Source organism: Paraglaciecola sp. 2405UD69-4 (assembly GCF_047525415.1).
In the GTDB taxonomy this organism is placed as follows: domain Bacteria; phylum Pseudomonadota; class Gammaproteobacteria; order Enterobacterales; family Alteromonadaceae; genus Paraglaciecola.
Map to the genome: position 1 here is coordinate 1,216,029 of NZ_JBLIXM010000002.1, position 14,849 is coordinate 1,230,877.

Genomic DNA, 14,849 nt, shown 5'->3' on the forward strand with positions numbered 1-14,849 from the left:
CACCTATAAACAATCTAAAACATAAAATGCTTAAGCATTTCTGTCACTACTCCTTTATAATCGGCAACAATTCCCAAGCCCTCGAAGAAACAAGGCTTAAGTACACATGTTTGAACAATTAGAATTAGACGATGACCTGATCCATGCAGTGGTCGATTTAGGCTATAAAGAGCCCACCAGCATACAAAAATTAGTTATCCCAGAAGCCATGAATGGCAAAGATATATTGGCATCTGCACCAACAGGCACAGGTAAAACTGCAGCATTTTTATTGCCAGCATGTCAGTTTTTACTAGACTACCCTAGGCGTAATCCAGGCTCCACGCGAATTTTGATACTTACGCCCACCCGTGAATTAGCATTACAAATATTTGAGCAAGCCAAAGCCATATGTAAATACCTGCCCCATATTAATTGCGGCGTAATAACCGGTGGTATTAACTATGGAACAGACCGCGACTTACTAGAAAAAAACCTAGATATTCTTGTGGCAACGCCTGGACGTTTATTTGAACATATCGAGAAAGAAAGCTTTGACTGCCGTGATATAGAGTGCTTAATTCTCGATGAAGCTGACCGTATGCTAGACATGGGTTTTTCTGCAGTTGTGAATCAAATTGCAGCTGAAGCTCGCTGGCGCAAACAAAGTATGTTGTTTTCAGCTACCTTAGAAGGGGCTGGTATCGCGCGTTTTGCAGGAGACTTATTAGACGATCCAGTGGAGTTAGAAGCTGACTCTAGCCGCAAAGAAAAAGGTGTAATTCACCAATGGATCCACTTAGCAGACAATGGCCACCATAAACTTGCATTGCTTACACACATACTCAGCAATCAAGTAGAAACTGCCATTGTATTTGTAAAAACTAGAGAGCGCTTAGCCACACTTGTAGGGCAGTTGCAGTCTGCAGATATAGATTGTTGTTGGCTACAAGGGGAAATGCCACAAGACAAACGCAACGCCGCAATGGAAAGGTTCAGAAGTGGCGAAGTAAAAATACTCGTTGCTACAGATGTAGCGGCCAGAGGAATTGATGTAGACAACATCAGCCATGTAATTAATTACGATATGCCACGCACAGCAGACGTTTATGTGCATAGAATCGGACGTACAGGTCGTGCCGGTAACAAAGGTACAGCTATCTCATTAGTAGAAGCTCACGACATTGCAATTGTGCCTAAGATTGAACGCTACACAAAACAAAAACTTAAACGCAGAGTGATCGCAGAACTAAGGCCACAAAATAAAGAAGCTAGACCGCCAACTAAAAAGAAGGTCAGTACCAAAACTAAAAAGGCCTTATTAAAAGCTAAACGAGCCGCAAAGGGTAAAAAGAGAAAGGCTAAAGGTAGAGGGCCAAAAAGTTAATATTATGGGTTATCAAGATATAAAAGAAGTAGTACTTGCCACAGGCAACCAAGGCAAAGTAAAAGAGCTAGCCAAAATGCTGTCTGACTTAGGTATTAAAGTGCTTCCACAAAGTGACTTTGCTGTTGGTGACGTGGCCGAAACAGGTACCACATTTGTTGAAAACGCCATAATAAAAGCGCGCCATGGGGCAAAAATCACAGGTTTACCCACTATCGCCGATGACTCTGGTTTAGCGGTAGACGCACTAGGCGGTGCACCAGGTGTATATTCTGCTCGCTATTCTGGCGACAATGCCACAGATCAAAGCAATATACTGAAGTTGCTTGACGCTATGGCTGATGTTCCGGCAAATAAACGCCAAGCTAAATTTTTATGTGTACTGGTTTTTATGCGCCATGCAGATGACCCAACTCCGATTATTTGCCAAGGAGAGTGGGCTGGCGAAATCACCACTAAACAAGATGGCGACAACGGCTTTGGCTATGACCCTGTATTTTGGGTACCTGAAAAAAACTGCAGTTCAGCCCAACTAACTCCCGAGCAAAAAAACGCATTGAGTCACAGAGGCAAAGCTTTAACATTGTTACTCTCGCAGCTAAAGCAAAAAATGAGCTAGGGTATTGAGTTCATCAACAAGCTTACAATGCCCACCACTGTCTTTATATATTCATATTCCTTGGTGCGTACAAAAATGTCCTTATTGCGACTTCAACTCCCATGGGCAAAAACAGCAGACTCTGCCCGAAGCAGAGTACATAAGCCACCTTCTAGATGATTTAGCAAAGGATGCCCCTTTAATAGGTGATAGGCCAATTTGCAGCATTTTTATTGGTGGTGGCACCCCTAGCCTATTTTCTGCAAATTCAATAGCTAGATTACTTAAAGGCGTGAACTCTCGGGTTAACTTACTAACTAATGCCGAAGTTACTATGGAAGCAAATCCGGGTACAATTGAAGCCCAGCGTTTTGCTGATTACGTAGCAGCAGGTGTAAATCGCATATCTATCGGCATACAAAGCTTCCAGCCAAGTAAGCTTAAGGCGTTAGGACGCATTCATGATGAAAAACAAGCACAAAATGCCGCCCAAATAGCAAAGCAAGTTGGCCTGAATAGTTTTAATTTAGATTTAATGCATGGCTTGCCTAAGCAATCCCTTGATGACGCATTGTTTGACTTAAAAACCGCAATTAGCCAAAAGCCCCCCCATTTATCTTGGTACCAACTCACAATTGAGCCTAACACCCAGTTTCATTCTAAACCGCCTAAACTGCCAGAAGACGAACTCCTGTGGGATATACAAGAAAAAGGGGACGCCCTATTACAAGCAGCTGGGTTTCAACAATACGAAATATCAGCCTATAGCCAAAAAGGCCAACAATGTCAGCACAACCTGAATTATTGGCGTTTTGGTGACTACCTAGGAATTGGTTGCGGCGCACATGGAAAGATAACTCTGCCTGAGCAGAGTCGCATTATTCGCACAGTTAAAGTCAAGCACCCCAAAGGCTATATGGACTTAACTCGCAGCTATACCTACGAGTCAAATACAGTCACACCAGAAGATTTACCCTTTGAGTTTTTTATGAACCGGTTTCGCTTAATTGAGCCCTGCCCTAAGCAAGATTATTTAGATTTTACAGGGCAAAGCTTAGATGAGCATACAAGCAACAACTTACAAGCAGCGATAAGCAAAGGGCTACTTACAGAAACCCTAACCCATTGGCAGGTAACCCCTTTAGGCAGACGCTACCTCAATACCCTACTAGAAACCATGGTGTAAGACTTAATGGGTTCTATTTAATCCTACAAGTCATCAAGTTTGTAATTAAGCTAACTAAGTTTGAAAAAACCAACATCCTTATGAAGTTTCTCTGCTAGAGAATTAAGAGACGAAAGAGCATGTTTACTGCCATCTAAAGACTGCAGCGAAGTTTGAGACATATTGGCTAATTCTGTCACCACTTCAGCTACCACCACTATGCGTTCAGCCTGCTCCATAGCAGAAGTAGCGTTAACCCCAGCATTAGATAATAGTTGAGTGGCATGGTGCTCAATCTCTTGTAATAATTCCATAGCCTTTAGTGTTCGACTTTTCCCCTCTTCAACATGAGGCAAGGTGTCTTGCATAGATACAACAGCCTGCGCAGTTTCTTTTTGAACCTTCTCTACCGTACTAGCTATCTCAGCAGTAGCTTCACTTGTTCTTAAAGCGAGTTGCCTAACCTCATCTGCTACCACAGCAAATCCGCGTCCTGACTCTCCGGCTCTAGCAGCCTCGATAGCGGCATTTAGCGCTAATAAATTTGTTTGGTCAGATACGCCATGGATAACACTCGTAATGCCACCAATTTGATTAGTAAGCTCTTCAAGGTTGCTTATTTGTGTAACAGTTTTACTGACTTCAAGTGTAACTTTTTCCATTGTTTTAGCACTTTGATTAACTGCATCTAAACCATTAATCGCCCTATCAAGCATACCTTCGGCATTTTCCTTATTTTGCGTTGCTCGCTGTGATACTTGCGCTACGTTAGATTTCATTTCAGTCAGGTTTGCTGTTGTTTGTGAGGTTAAAACATGTTGGCGCTGCGCGGCTTGAAATATATGCTCCGATCCCATAGCTAAAGAGTTCGTTTGCTGATGCAACTCAACTGACGCACCGGTAATACTAGTTACAATTCCTCTCAACTTATCTTGCATACGTACCATTGAAGACAACATACTTGCCTTATGATTAGTCTCAATATTTTTGGTTAAATCTCCCTCGGATATTACATTAAGAGCATGGGCAGCATCAGCAGGCTCACCACCTAAAGAACAGTACAAACTATTTTTAATTGCCGCACCAACAATAAAGCCAATACCAATAGCAACAACACTCAAAACAATCATAATATTTTGAAACCCATCGGCGTGATCTCGAGCAAGCTTAGTGGCGCTTTGAATTTGCGTCTCTTGATAATCAATAAACTCATTAATTGCAGCAAGCCAAGCAACAAAAGCTGGCCGAACATCATCTAGGAGCTGGTCATGCAACTGCACACTTTGAAACTCTTTCTTTTGGCTTATAATATCTTCTACAATCTCATTAGTTTTAGTTTGTGCTTGCTTGATATCGGCTAGAATATTCTTTTCTTGCTCACCAAAATAAATCCCCTCGGTCATCATGGCTTGCATTTCTCTGTCTGACTTTAGATAAAAAGACTGCAATTTTTTTATTTCATTGATAAAGGCAGTAAGTTCAGCTCTATCTCTACTTTGCGCAACATCTCGAATAGCAATAGCTCTGTCGTGAACACTCCCCCTAAAATTGATGGCATGTCGCTGTTTAACAGAGTCTATATCTTTAATTTTAGTTAGTGCGGTATCAATGTAATGGACTTTAAATACACCAATCACAGTTAACAGGAGCATCATTAATAAAACTGAGCCAAAACCCAGAGTTAAACGGCCTTTAACAGACAACTGATTGATAAAATTCATATTATTTTCCGGTGTTAAAAAAGAAATTAGAAAGACAAACAGGACTAGAAAGCCTTTCTGTAATTTTTATTTCAAATGAGCAAATAAACTAAGGTTAACTATCGGCAAGATAATAAATACCTGAACCTATAGCGAATATTTTCAAAGGTGTTACTACAGTAAAAGGCGCCTAAAGTAGTGCTATAAAAACACCAGACCAACATAAGACTACTTCTAAAATTTCACGTAAAACTACCCTGCCACCCAAGCGGTATGTTATAACATAACAACAAGAACTACGATTAGAACGAGTGGTTAATAGATCAGCACCGCAATTTGGAGTACACAGATGTTAGCCACTAAAGTAAACGAGACTGCGTCTTGGAGTGAACATGAATCACCACAGGTTTTGACTGATATATTTTTAGATTCTAAAAGTGTTGTCATATGGAACCGCCCACCTAAGGAATCTATCAGCCACTACTTTTCGAAGGTGTTTTCATCCCTAGGCATGGGTATAAACGGTATTTATTCCATCGAGACAATGAAGCATGAATTACAAAAATCATTGCCTGACTGTACGGGCATAGATGACGTTATTGAAGACATTCATTTATTATCTGACATGGTTACCTGCCTTTTTAATTGTCAGCACGTAGGTATGCGCTTAGTGCCGCTTAAATCCGCTATGTGCCCTAGCTTTCACATGGACAATATCCCGGTTCGGCTTGTAAATACTTACTTAGGCTCTGGCACCGAATGGCTCCCTGTTGAAACACTGTGCCCTCCCCCAGCCAATAAACAATTAAAACAAACTAAATTTGGGATGTATTATGATGAAAATCACATTCAACAAATGAATGAATTTGACGTTGGGCTATTAAAAGGTAAGGCATGGCAAGACCATGAAGAGTTAGCTGCTGTGCATCGTTCTTGTCAATTACAAACGGATGAAGCTCGTGTATTACTGACACTTGATCCCATGTAGCTTAAACTCATTTTTATAGATTTGTGAAACTAAATGCCCCATTAAAATACTGGGGCAGTTTCACGAGTTTTAGCTTGCTGTGAAACAGGCTATTTTTATAAAACGTATTAAAACCGCATATTAAATGTTAGGTATTTGTGATTTATTCACTTAGGAAAATAGTTAACCTGCTACACACAACTGTTAACTAGGCCTTACTAATGAATGTCAGCTTTTGCATCGCTTTTATTTTTTTGCTCAATACCCTTATTTACATTGGACCATCCCAAGCATTTGAGCTTGACCTAAAGTCAGTACGAACTACCTTATCAATTCCCAAAACTAGTCACACACTTATATTCGACGATGTTACACCGAGTAATCAGAAAACACTTTTCTCTTTAGCTCCGTTACATAACGAACGAATTGGGGTTTATTTTGATATTAATGGCATTGAAATAGGTTATGCCATCGATGCTTTTGACCAATCAACCGAAACCAAAACACAAGACTTGTTGTTTTCATACCGTAAATTTAAGCACTCAAAAATCACATTTAATTACCAAACTTTAGAAGGGCTACAAAAATCTGCTAGAGAGCTTAACAGCGGCCAAACCGCGCAACTTTTTGGGACAATGACTAAATCCACTAAAATAGAGCTTTTTGGACAACATAATTTGTATACTTTTGGTAATAAATCCTCACTATTTCAACACTTCTTCCTTAATAAACCCCAACTAAGCCATGAATATGACTGGTCATTAAGTCTAGTTGGCGGCTGGTCTTTCAAACACCTAACTCTTGAAAACCAAGAGAGCATAGTATTTCAAGCTGAGTTCTTACAATCTCAAACGCCAGAAGTAACTAAGCTTACCTCAAACTCAATAGGGGTAAACATTGGTCCATTTGTTTCTTTTCATTTACCCTACAATATTCACGGATTTTCCGAATACAAAATTGGTAAAGGACATATTCGAAATGAAGATCCACTACTCGGACTTAAAGATTCTGGGGATGAGAAAGTCGAAGCCATAGGCGCAGGCCTTTCTTGGACATCTAACAATAAAAAGCTACTAGTGGTACTTAGGGCATGGCAGCAAAAAGGTAGGCACATAGATACGTCGTTTGGAGACTTATCATTAATTAAGTTTTTCTGAGAATGAGAGATTTACTGGTTAGCGGCCCAGTACTATGCAAAGTATTAATTTACTAAGTTTATAAAAAATGAGTTTTAAAAGGGAAAGGAATTCTAAGAATAACGACTATAGATTTTCAATACTTGTTATTTGTCGTGATTAACATGGCCAGTCACTAACACATTATAGGGTTGTAACTCAGGGATTGACTCTCTTAAACTGTCTTCTAGCTTATCTAACTTATTAAACTTATGACAAAACCATTTGGCTTTTAGCTTTAAGGTTTCAACCTTAGGACCAACAGTTTGTTCTATATCTTCGCCCATCCCTTCAAGGTTACGGACAATCTCTTCAATTTTTTCTTCAGATGTCTCATCACTAGCAACCAAACCACCAATAGCAGATAGGATCCCGCCAACAGAAGTACTAATGGCACTTTCAATTTGCTCTTCTAATTCTCTATCCACAAGATCATTTACTTGCTCAAGCTTTCCCGGCCCCATATAGAAGGTATCGTTTGATCTGATGAACTTCTCATTTACGCTTGTTTGGACTCGCTCTAATGACTTTTGCAGTTTCTTTTGGCTTTTATCATCTTTTACTAAGCCACCATACACTTGCTCTATTGTATCTATGGCTAATTCAACACCTTCGTTAGCGAGCAGGATCATTTTGGGGACAACTTTATGTATCCCTTTTGAAAGCCTAGCTAAGTCTTGCTCTTGCTCTGGTGTTAATGCTATCCACTCACCCTCTACAAAAAGTTGCGCGGGTTCATTAATTTGATAAACCACCCTACCATGTTCTTTTAATATTCTTATTTGAGTGTCAGTCACAACCACGCCATAGTTAAGCGACACTTCGCAACTATTTCCGGCGTATAACCCAAAATGAGTTAAAAGTAACGATATAAAAACAAGGTAGCGCATTCTATTCCAACAAAACTGACTCAGACGTAAGTTTGCCTTTAATTAAATAGAATGCAATACAATATAAGACAGGACAGATAAAACTTAGGTTAATCTGCAGTTCGCACTAGGCGAGTAAATACCGTAAGGTTTTTATCTTTTAACGCATTACTGCTATTGAAAAAAGCAATTACCCAAGCTCTCTGAGGATCAACTACAGAAGGGGTTGAAGTCCAATAGTCATCAGAATAAGTATTCGGAAAAAACACTTCATTAATTGCTGGGCGTACACAGCTTCTTTCAGCCAAGCTTGCTAGCTCTTTCATGTTTGGCAAGCGCCAACCCAAGGATTCTGCATATTCGTATCCATGGGCAACTTGTAAGGCTTCTTGCCAAGTCAGCTCTAACCCATCCCCAGTGCAAGTTTCATTTTCCCAGGTTTGCCCGATACTGCATCTCATCCAAATAAGCCCTAAATCAGAATCCGTTGCCGTACCATCATCATTATCAACAAATTCAGTGTCTTGTGAGCTGCTATCAAAATCACTTAAGCAGGTTTGAGCTGCCGCAAAATTTGAAATAAAAAAACACAAAATGAATAGTTTTTTCATACTACCTCCCCGCCCTAACTAATCGAATCCGAGCAGCTGTTGATTTTGGTAAAAAGTTATCGTTGCCGGAAACAAAGTCAATCGCCCAAGCGGCGTGTGATTCAGTGCCAGACATACCATCAGCACTAGATTGAGTCGTCCAGTACCAGACCTCATCCCCTAGAGAGTCGGTTGTGTTTGGAAAATACTCGCCATCAACCATCAAGCCATCATCTTTTCCATAATGTACAATAGATAGCAACTCATCATGGGTTGGTAAACGCCAGTCTTTAAAATTGCATAATCCTTGTTCGTTTACATCAGCCACATATTCTGTGGTGTTGCAGCTAGTAGTAGAACAGCTCGCCTCATCGACTGTTTCTTCACCAGAATAAGTCCCGTCTGTTTGTAATTCATACCAACTGTAGCTATGACTACTGCTGTGTAGATCCGTCTCTGTTGCGGCAGTTTTAACTTCCCAAATTAACCCAGTAATATTATCCCTAACACACTGCCATCCTAAACTTATATCATCAACCTCGTCTCCAATTTCATCTAACGCAGTAAAATCAAAGCCTTGTAGCCCTCTTCCCGCTTTAGTAGAAATACCACTGTCATTGATTATATCTTGGCCCCGCTGCCCATCTTGTCCGGGGTAGTCGTTTTGATGCCCATCTTCTATTGTACTATCGGTTGCCTGTAGAATGACGCCAGTGTCATTCAAAGGTTGAATTGGTAACGGCAAAACATTTACGGTAATACTATCTTCGACATGATTTGACACAGCATCCTCAACCTCCATAGTAAAAGTAAGTGTTAACTTCTCACTCACTAAAGGCGCAATAGCAAACGTCTGTTCACTACTTGGGCTATCAATATAAACCGTATCTAGGGTATCGCTAACCCAATTTATGGTAAGGGGGGAGGAAGAATCAACCGTGGTACTAGCCACACCATTTAAAATGATAGTTTCTCCAGAGAAAACCTCATGCTCGAGCCCTGCATTAACTACAGGTTGGGTTTGTTGAATACTTTGAATATTCAAGCTGATAGTTTCAGAGTCTTCAGCTCCCTCATCATCGGTCACGGTCAAAACAAAGGTAATAACATTAGCATCAGGCAAAATAGGCGTATTAAAAGTTAAGGTATCACCAAGAGTACTAACATTATCAAGAACTGATTCTCCGGCAGTTTGTTGCCATGAATATACGGCAATGGGGTTTACCTCGTCCGCAGTATCGGGATCATCACTTGCTGAACCATCAAGAGTTATATTGTATCCAGCGGGATAAACATTATTAGAAAAGTCATCTACTGTAATAACATCAATTTGTGCGGTTGGAGAAATATTGACAGGGTTGATTTGATACAAGACTTCGTCTGACCCAGTATTTCCCTCACCATCTGTAGCTGTTAGTGTAAAAGTATAAGTAACGACTTCTGTGGTAACTGGCGCGGTAAAGGTCGCAGTGGCTAGTGTCGTATCTGCATGGGTAATGGTTAGACTGGGCACCACACTCCAAGCATAAGTCAATTCATCAGTTTGCCCCGTAGCTTGACCACTAAGGGTAACTTCTGTTTGTTCACTGACAGACTGCTTGGCACCAGCATTCACTAAGACCCTATTATCTGACTGACTACTGTCACTTGCACTATCTGAACACCCATATAAAAAAATAATACTGGTGAGCAATAGGATTGAATTTAGAACACGCTTCATAACAATGTTTAATACGTCAAAGATACTCATAGTGATAGCCTATGCACTATATGTACCAGCCCTTGAATCAATCCAAGAAGTAGAAATGAGTTAAGAATTTATGAGCCAAACAAGTAAAAGAATAAAGGTAGCACTATTGCTGTCACTATACCGTTAACACATAAAGCCATACTTGAGTAAACACCGGTTTTTTGGCTCAATTGCATTGCCTGAGATGTACCTATTGCATGAGCAATAGTACCTAGGGCTAAACCTTGAGCCCTTTGGTCTTTATTTTTTGTTATTTTAAATACCAACTTACTTAACAGTACGCCGATTAATCCAGTAATAATTACAACAGCGGCGGCTAGCGCGGGCACACCACCGATTAAATGAGAGGTATCCATAGCTAACGGAGTGGTAATAGACTTTGTAAGACTTGAGAGTTTTATCTCATTTGAGTAATCACCAAAGTTCATAATCACTAGAGTACAAACAGGCGCTAATAGACCAGCACAGACCACAACACAAAACCCACGCCACCCGGCGGCCACTAAAGATCGCAATTGCTGATATACCGGAACCGCCAATGCCACAGTTATTGGGCCTAACAGCCAGCTGAGAGGCTGCGAATATAAAGCATAATCACTAAGCTCAGTGTTAGTAACTACGCATAAACCAGCGACAATAACAGCAGCGATTACAATAGGGTGAAAAACAAGATTATTCCTTGATAACCGAAAAATAAATAATGCACTTATATAAGCAATAACGGTGAAGATAACCCAGCCAATTGACGTTAGGTTAAGCCAATCATACCAATCAACCATTATCACTTTCCTTGTCTGCTGTTGTATCTGCAGGTAAAAAGCGTCGCGCTAACCAAGAGGTAATAAGAAAACTTAAAAAGGTACTGGCAACAATTGCCATCAAAAATAACCAAAGTTGTTGCTGTAAGGTTTCAACGTATACCCAAGCTGCAATTAAAGGAGGGACAAAAAACAAAGAAAAATGCCGAAGTAAAAATTGGCATACATCAAGCAAATCTTTAGGAACATGACCTATAACCGCTAAACCTATAAATAAAATAAATAAGCCTAACAATGCTGGAGGCAAGGCAATCACTAAACTAAGACCATATCCGGCTGCCCAACATAGTATGAGAACCAAACAACATAATGCTAACTTTAATATTGCTACTGTTCTTTGAAGAATTACCACACAAGCTCGCTTAAAGTGTTCTTAAATATTATTTGGCAGAGGTTTTAATATCTTCCATGTGATACTTATCAATTAACGAATAAAGGGTTGGTCGTGTCACACCTAATAGCTCAGCAGTTTTAGACATATTTTGCTCAGCCACTTGATAAGCATTTCTAATGGCACGACTTTCTGCGTGTTCACGCACTTCTCGTAAATTCAATGTATCTATACTGGGCTCATCATCCTTTACGAACAAGCTTAGGTCTTCAGCTTGAATATGAGTCCCTTCAGCCATAATAACTGAGGATTTTAGCTTGTTTTGTAATTCACGAATATTTCCTGGCCATTTGTGTTGCTTCATTGCTTTAATGGCTGATTCACTGAATCCTTTAATCTTAGTTTTAAACTCTTCGTTGTATTGCGTTAAAAAAGTTTTAGCAAGCAGTACAACGTCATTGTCTCGCTCTCTTAGCGGTGGAATAAGGATGCTAATTTCACCCACTCTATAAAACAAATCTTCACGGAAGGTTTCTTCGGCCACCATGGATTGCAAATCTCTATGGGTCGCACAAATAACTCTTATGTTCACTGGGATTTCTGAGCGGCCACCCACTCTTTCAATGACTCGCTCTTGCAGAAAACGCAACATCTTGGCTTGCAACCCAATTGGCATATCGCCTATTTCATCAAGAAACAAAGTGCCATTTTGCGCTGATTCTATTTTACCGGGTGTGGTTTTATTAGCACCAGTAAAGGCTCCTTTTTCGTAACCGAACAATTCGCTTTCAAGTAAATTTTCAGGGATTGATGCGCAGTTTATAGCAATAAAAGGTTTATCTTTTCTGAGGCTATGCTCATGAATACTGCGGGCAAACACTTCTTTACCTGTGCCACTTTCCCCCAATAACAAGGTGCTAATATCAGTTTGTGCGATACGCTCTGCTTTTTTACTTGCGGCTAAAATACCTTCACTTTGGCCAATTATACGATCCATGGCAGGCGCAACCTGAGCGAGGTGCTTGTTCTCCATTTCTAAATTAAAAAGGTTTAACGCTCGGCCAACTAATATTTGAATAGTGTCAGAATCAATGGGCTTTTGATAAAAATCATAAGCCCCTAAGCTAATAGCCTTTAACGCATTTTGTTTGTCGTTATTACCAGTAACTACAATTACCTTAGTGTAAGGCGACAAAGCTAAAATTTCTTCCAGAGTAGCTAAGCCTTCACTGGCATTACTTGGGTCAGGGGGCAATCCTAAATCGAGAGTAACAACCTTAGGTTCAAAGCGTCTTAATTGGGCAATTGCTGAGGTACGATCTTCAGCAAAAATAACTTCATAACCAGAAAAACTCCATTTTAGTTGCTTTTGGATCCCCAAGTCGTCGTCCACAACTAGTATCTTGTCCATGTGTTATAACCCTTTTATTAATATCTTAATTGGTTGGAATTCGCAGTGTAAAAGTAGTACCCACATTCTGCTCACTGTCTACGAGTAGCTGACCACCTATTTTATCAAGGTAAGCCTTGGCATCATAAGCGCCTATACCCATCCCCGCATTTCCTTTAGTCGTATCAAACGGTTTAAACAACCGAGTTTGAATAAAATTTTCGCTCATCCCAGAGCCAGTATCAATAATTTTAATCAGCATGTAACGTTCGTCTGTGGATATTTCAATTACCACTTCTACCTTACCACTATCATCGGTAGCTTGCTGTGCATTACTGATTAAGTGATACATCACATTACTAAACTTGTCATCATCTAACACTACAGGTTTTTCATTATCAACGACGATTTGCGGTACCGGTAATAAGGTCCCGCATTTTTTCTCGATAACATCCGTAATAGACTCAGATAAAAACACCAAACTATCACCACTATCTTTAGGAGTATTCTTTTCTGTTAATTGCCTTAACATTTTGTCCATTCTAGCTTTGGTGTGATGTAATGTTTCAAAGGTATCATCGATAAATTCAGGGTTATCCTTGTGCTGCTCTGCGTTGCATAAAATCAAATCAATTTGTGCCAATACATTTTTTAAATCATGTACCACAAAAGCAGACATTCGACTAAAAGCTGCGAACTGGGCGTTTTCCGCCAGCTCTTCTGCGGCCTGGTGGTGAAACAAGTAATTGGACACTTGGGCTGTAACCGCTTTTAAATAGTCTCTTAACTCCCAATTGAGTTTAACGGCAGTATTTTCAGTTCCCAACAGTGTCGCCATACCCCATAGCTCATCACCGTTATAGATAGGAATAACAAGTTGAAAGGATACCTCATTTAATAAAGCATGATTAATGCGTAAGCCTTCATAAACAAAGGGTTTAGTCCTTAGTTCTTCTATGTCTACTATCCAGTTTTTAGACTGAAAATATGTGCTAAATATATCTAATACTTGGGTTTCTTCCGCGGTCAAACTTGGGTGATTAATGTTAGCGAGTAATTTTAAGCTACCGTTTTTGAGTTGAATAAAGCAACCACTTTCATAATCAATAGCACTAATTAAGCCTTTCAAAGCAGTACCATGGATATTCCCGTCAGCGTCCTCTTTACTAAGGCAGTGGGTAAGCTCTAACCATTCTTGGCGATAATCAAATTGGTTTGCGAAAAAGTGTTTGGTAATAAAGACTTTTATACGTGTTTTAAACTTTAAGGATAAAAATAAGGTAACGAGTAAACCTAATGACAAAGCAATCAGCACAAACTGTATTGTGGAGCCCCACTCTATTCCCATATATTTTACGACATAGCCAATCATAGCCATGACAAATAAATAGCCACCAGCTACCATGAGTAAAGTACTGTGCATGACTATCTCACGAGATATATAAATTTCCACTCCCCAGTTTTTAACGCGCCTAATAGCTAATATTAAAAAAGGAATCAAAGCCACATGGATATACCCACGGGCGGTAATGTAATTTATATGCACCTGCTCAACCATTAAGGCATTCGCAAAGGTTACAAAATCAAACAAACTAATTACCGCAAGATATAAAATCAAAGGCTTAATGGCCCAGCCGTTGTCACCGGATTGGCGAAATATCACTTCTAATAAAATCAAGAACTGCAGCGGGATCATGGTTTGCAACAAAAATTGCCAAGCCACACTGTTCAAACCTAAGTAAGGTAAAACCAGTGCCAATAAGGGAAGTACTAAAATGAACCAGGTTTCTTTTCTGGCTAACACCTCACCTATGTTAGTGAAGTTATCTTTTAAACATGAAGCTAAAAACAGTAACCAGATAAGGTTTTTAACATTATCAAAAAATAAAAGGCTCTCCATTGACATAGGAGCGATAACAAACGGAGATAATGACCATAAAAAAGTCGTTAACGTAGCTAAAATCAATAGGTACTTAGCTAAGCCAGACTTCCTTACAGTCAACAGCAACAATAATAAAAACGCGTATCCTGCACTACTTAACGCGTATCCAATTGTTGCTAACATCTAATATCTCACTCTGTTTCAAGGTTATGATTTAAATTATTAAAGACTCTTTTACCAAGTCCAAT

13 protein-coding genes are annotated in these 14,849 nt (G+C 39.8%); 5 read left to right on the forward strand and 8 right to left on the reverse strand.

The annotated features are described in order from the left end of the window. Positions 1 to 106: 106 nt before the first annotated feature. Genes srmB through hemW form a run of 3 tightly spaced genes read left to right on the forward strand, consistent with a single transcriptional unit; the run spans position 107 to position 3,150 of the window. Positions 107 to 1,366, forward strand: a complete 1,260-nt coding sequence (gene srmB / locus ACMUMK_RS11925) for an ATP-dependent RNA helicase SrmB (protein WP_414701332.1) — start codon at positions 107 to 109, stop codon at positions 1,364 to 1,366. Between the two features lie 4 nt (positions 1,367 to 1,370). Next, positions 1,371 to 1,985 (forward strand): XTP/dITP diphosphatase, encoded by a 615-nt coding sequence (locus ACMUMK_RS11930; protein ID WP_414701333.1) that lies wholly within the window; start codon positions 1,371 to 1,373, stop codon positions 1,983 to 1,985. 4 nt (positions 1,986 to 1,989) lie between these two features. Further along, a complete protein-coding gene (hemW, locus tag ACMUMK_RS11935; RefSeq protein WP_414701334.1) occupies positions 1,990 to 3,150 on the forward strand; it encodes a radical SAM family heme chaperone HemW in 1,161 nt (386 codons plus the stop codon). 50 nt (positions 3,151 to 3,200) lie between these two features. Here hemW and ACMUMK_RS11940 read toward each other — a convergent pair whose 3' ends face one another. Further along, positions 3,201 to 4,850: a methyl-accepting chemotaxis protein gene (locus tag ACMUMK_RS11940; RefSeq protein ID WP_414701335.1), complete on the reverse strand. Its 1,650-nt coding sequence runs from the start codon at positions 4,848 to 4,850 to the stop codon at positions 3,201 to 3,203. Between the two features lie 328 nt (positions 4,851 to 5,178). Here ACMUMK_RS11940 and ACMUMK_RS11945 point away from each other — a divergent pair, with 328 nt between their 5' ends. Then, positions 5,179 to 5,817 carry a DUF1826 domain-containing protein gene (locus ACMUMK_RS11945; RefSeq protein WP_414701336.1) on the forward strand — a complete coding sequence of 213 codons (639 nt, stop codon included), beginning with the start codon at positions 5,179 to 5,181 and terminating at the stop codon, positions 5,815 to 5,817. Between the two features lie 200 nt (positions 5,818 to 6,017). After that, entirely contained in the window at positions 6,018 to 6,953 is a 936-nt protein-coding gene (locus tag ACMUMK_RS11950) for a hypothetical protein (RefSeq protein WP_414701337.1), read from the forward strand. A gap of 125 nt (positions 6,954 to 7,078) precedes the next feature. On the opposite strand, the gene ACMUMK_RS11955 is transcribed toward ACMUMK_RS11950, so the two are convergent. The 7 genes from ACMUMK_RS11955 to prsK form a co-directional block, all read right to left on the reverse strand. Next, positions 7,079 to 7,861 carry a YggN family protein gene (locus ACMUMK_RS11955; protein ID WP_414701338.1) on the reverse strand — a complete coding sequence of 261 codons (783 nt, stop codon included), beginning with the start codon at positions 7,859 to 7,861 and terminating at the stop codon, positions 7,079 to 7,081. 89 nt (positions 7,862 to 7,950) lie between these two features. Beyond that, positions 7,951 to 8,451 (reverse strand): DUF1566 domain-containing protein, encoded by a 501-nt coding sequence (locus ACMUMK_RS11960; protein ID WP_414701339.1) that lies wholly within the window; start codon positions 8,449 to 8,451, stop codon positions 7,951 to 7,953. Position 8,452: 1 nt separating this feature from the next. After that, a complete protein-coding gene (locus tag ACMUMK_RS11965) occupies positions 8,453 to 10,180 on the reverse strand; it encodes a DUF1566 domain-containing protein (RefSeq protein ID WP_414701340.1) in 1,728 nt (575 codons plus the stop codon). 68 nt (positions 10,181 to 10,248) lie between these two features. Continuing rightward, the gene (locus tag ACMUMK_RS11970) at positions 10,249 to 10,959 is read right to left on the reverse strand and encodes an LrgB family protein (RefSeq protein WP_414701341.1); all 711 of its coding nucleotides are present in this window, start codon (positions 10,957 to 10,959) and stop codon (positions 10,249 to 10,251) included. Next, positions 10,952 to 11,350: a CidA/LrgA family protein gene (locus tag ACMUMK_RS11975; protein WP_414701342.1), complete on the reverse strand. Its 399-nt coding sequence runs from the start codon at positions 11,348 to 11,350 to the stop codon at positions 10,952 to 10,954. Before ACMUMK_RS11975 ends, ACMUMK_RS11970 begins: the two co-directional genes overlap by 8 nt. 28 nt (positions 11,351 to 11,378) lie before the next feature. After that, positions 11,379 to 12,740: a PEP-CTERM-box response regulator transcription factor gene (prsR, locus tag ACMUMK_RS11980; protein WP_414701343.1), complete on the reverse strand. Its 1,362-nt coding sequence runs from the start codon at positions 12,738 to 12,740 to the stop codon at positions 11,379 to 11,381. Between the two features lie 25 nt (positions 12,741 to 12,765). Beyond that, complete coding sequence (gene prsK, locus ACMUMK_RS11985) at positions 12,766 to 14,784, reverse strand: XrtA/PEP-CTERM system histidine kinase PrsK (protein WP_414701344.1); 2,019 nt, start codon at positions 14,782 to 14,784, stop codon at positions 12,766 to 12,768. Positions 14,785 to 14,849: the final 65 nt, after the last annotated feature.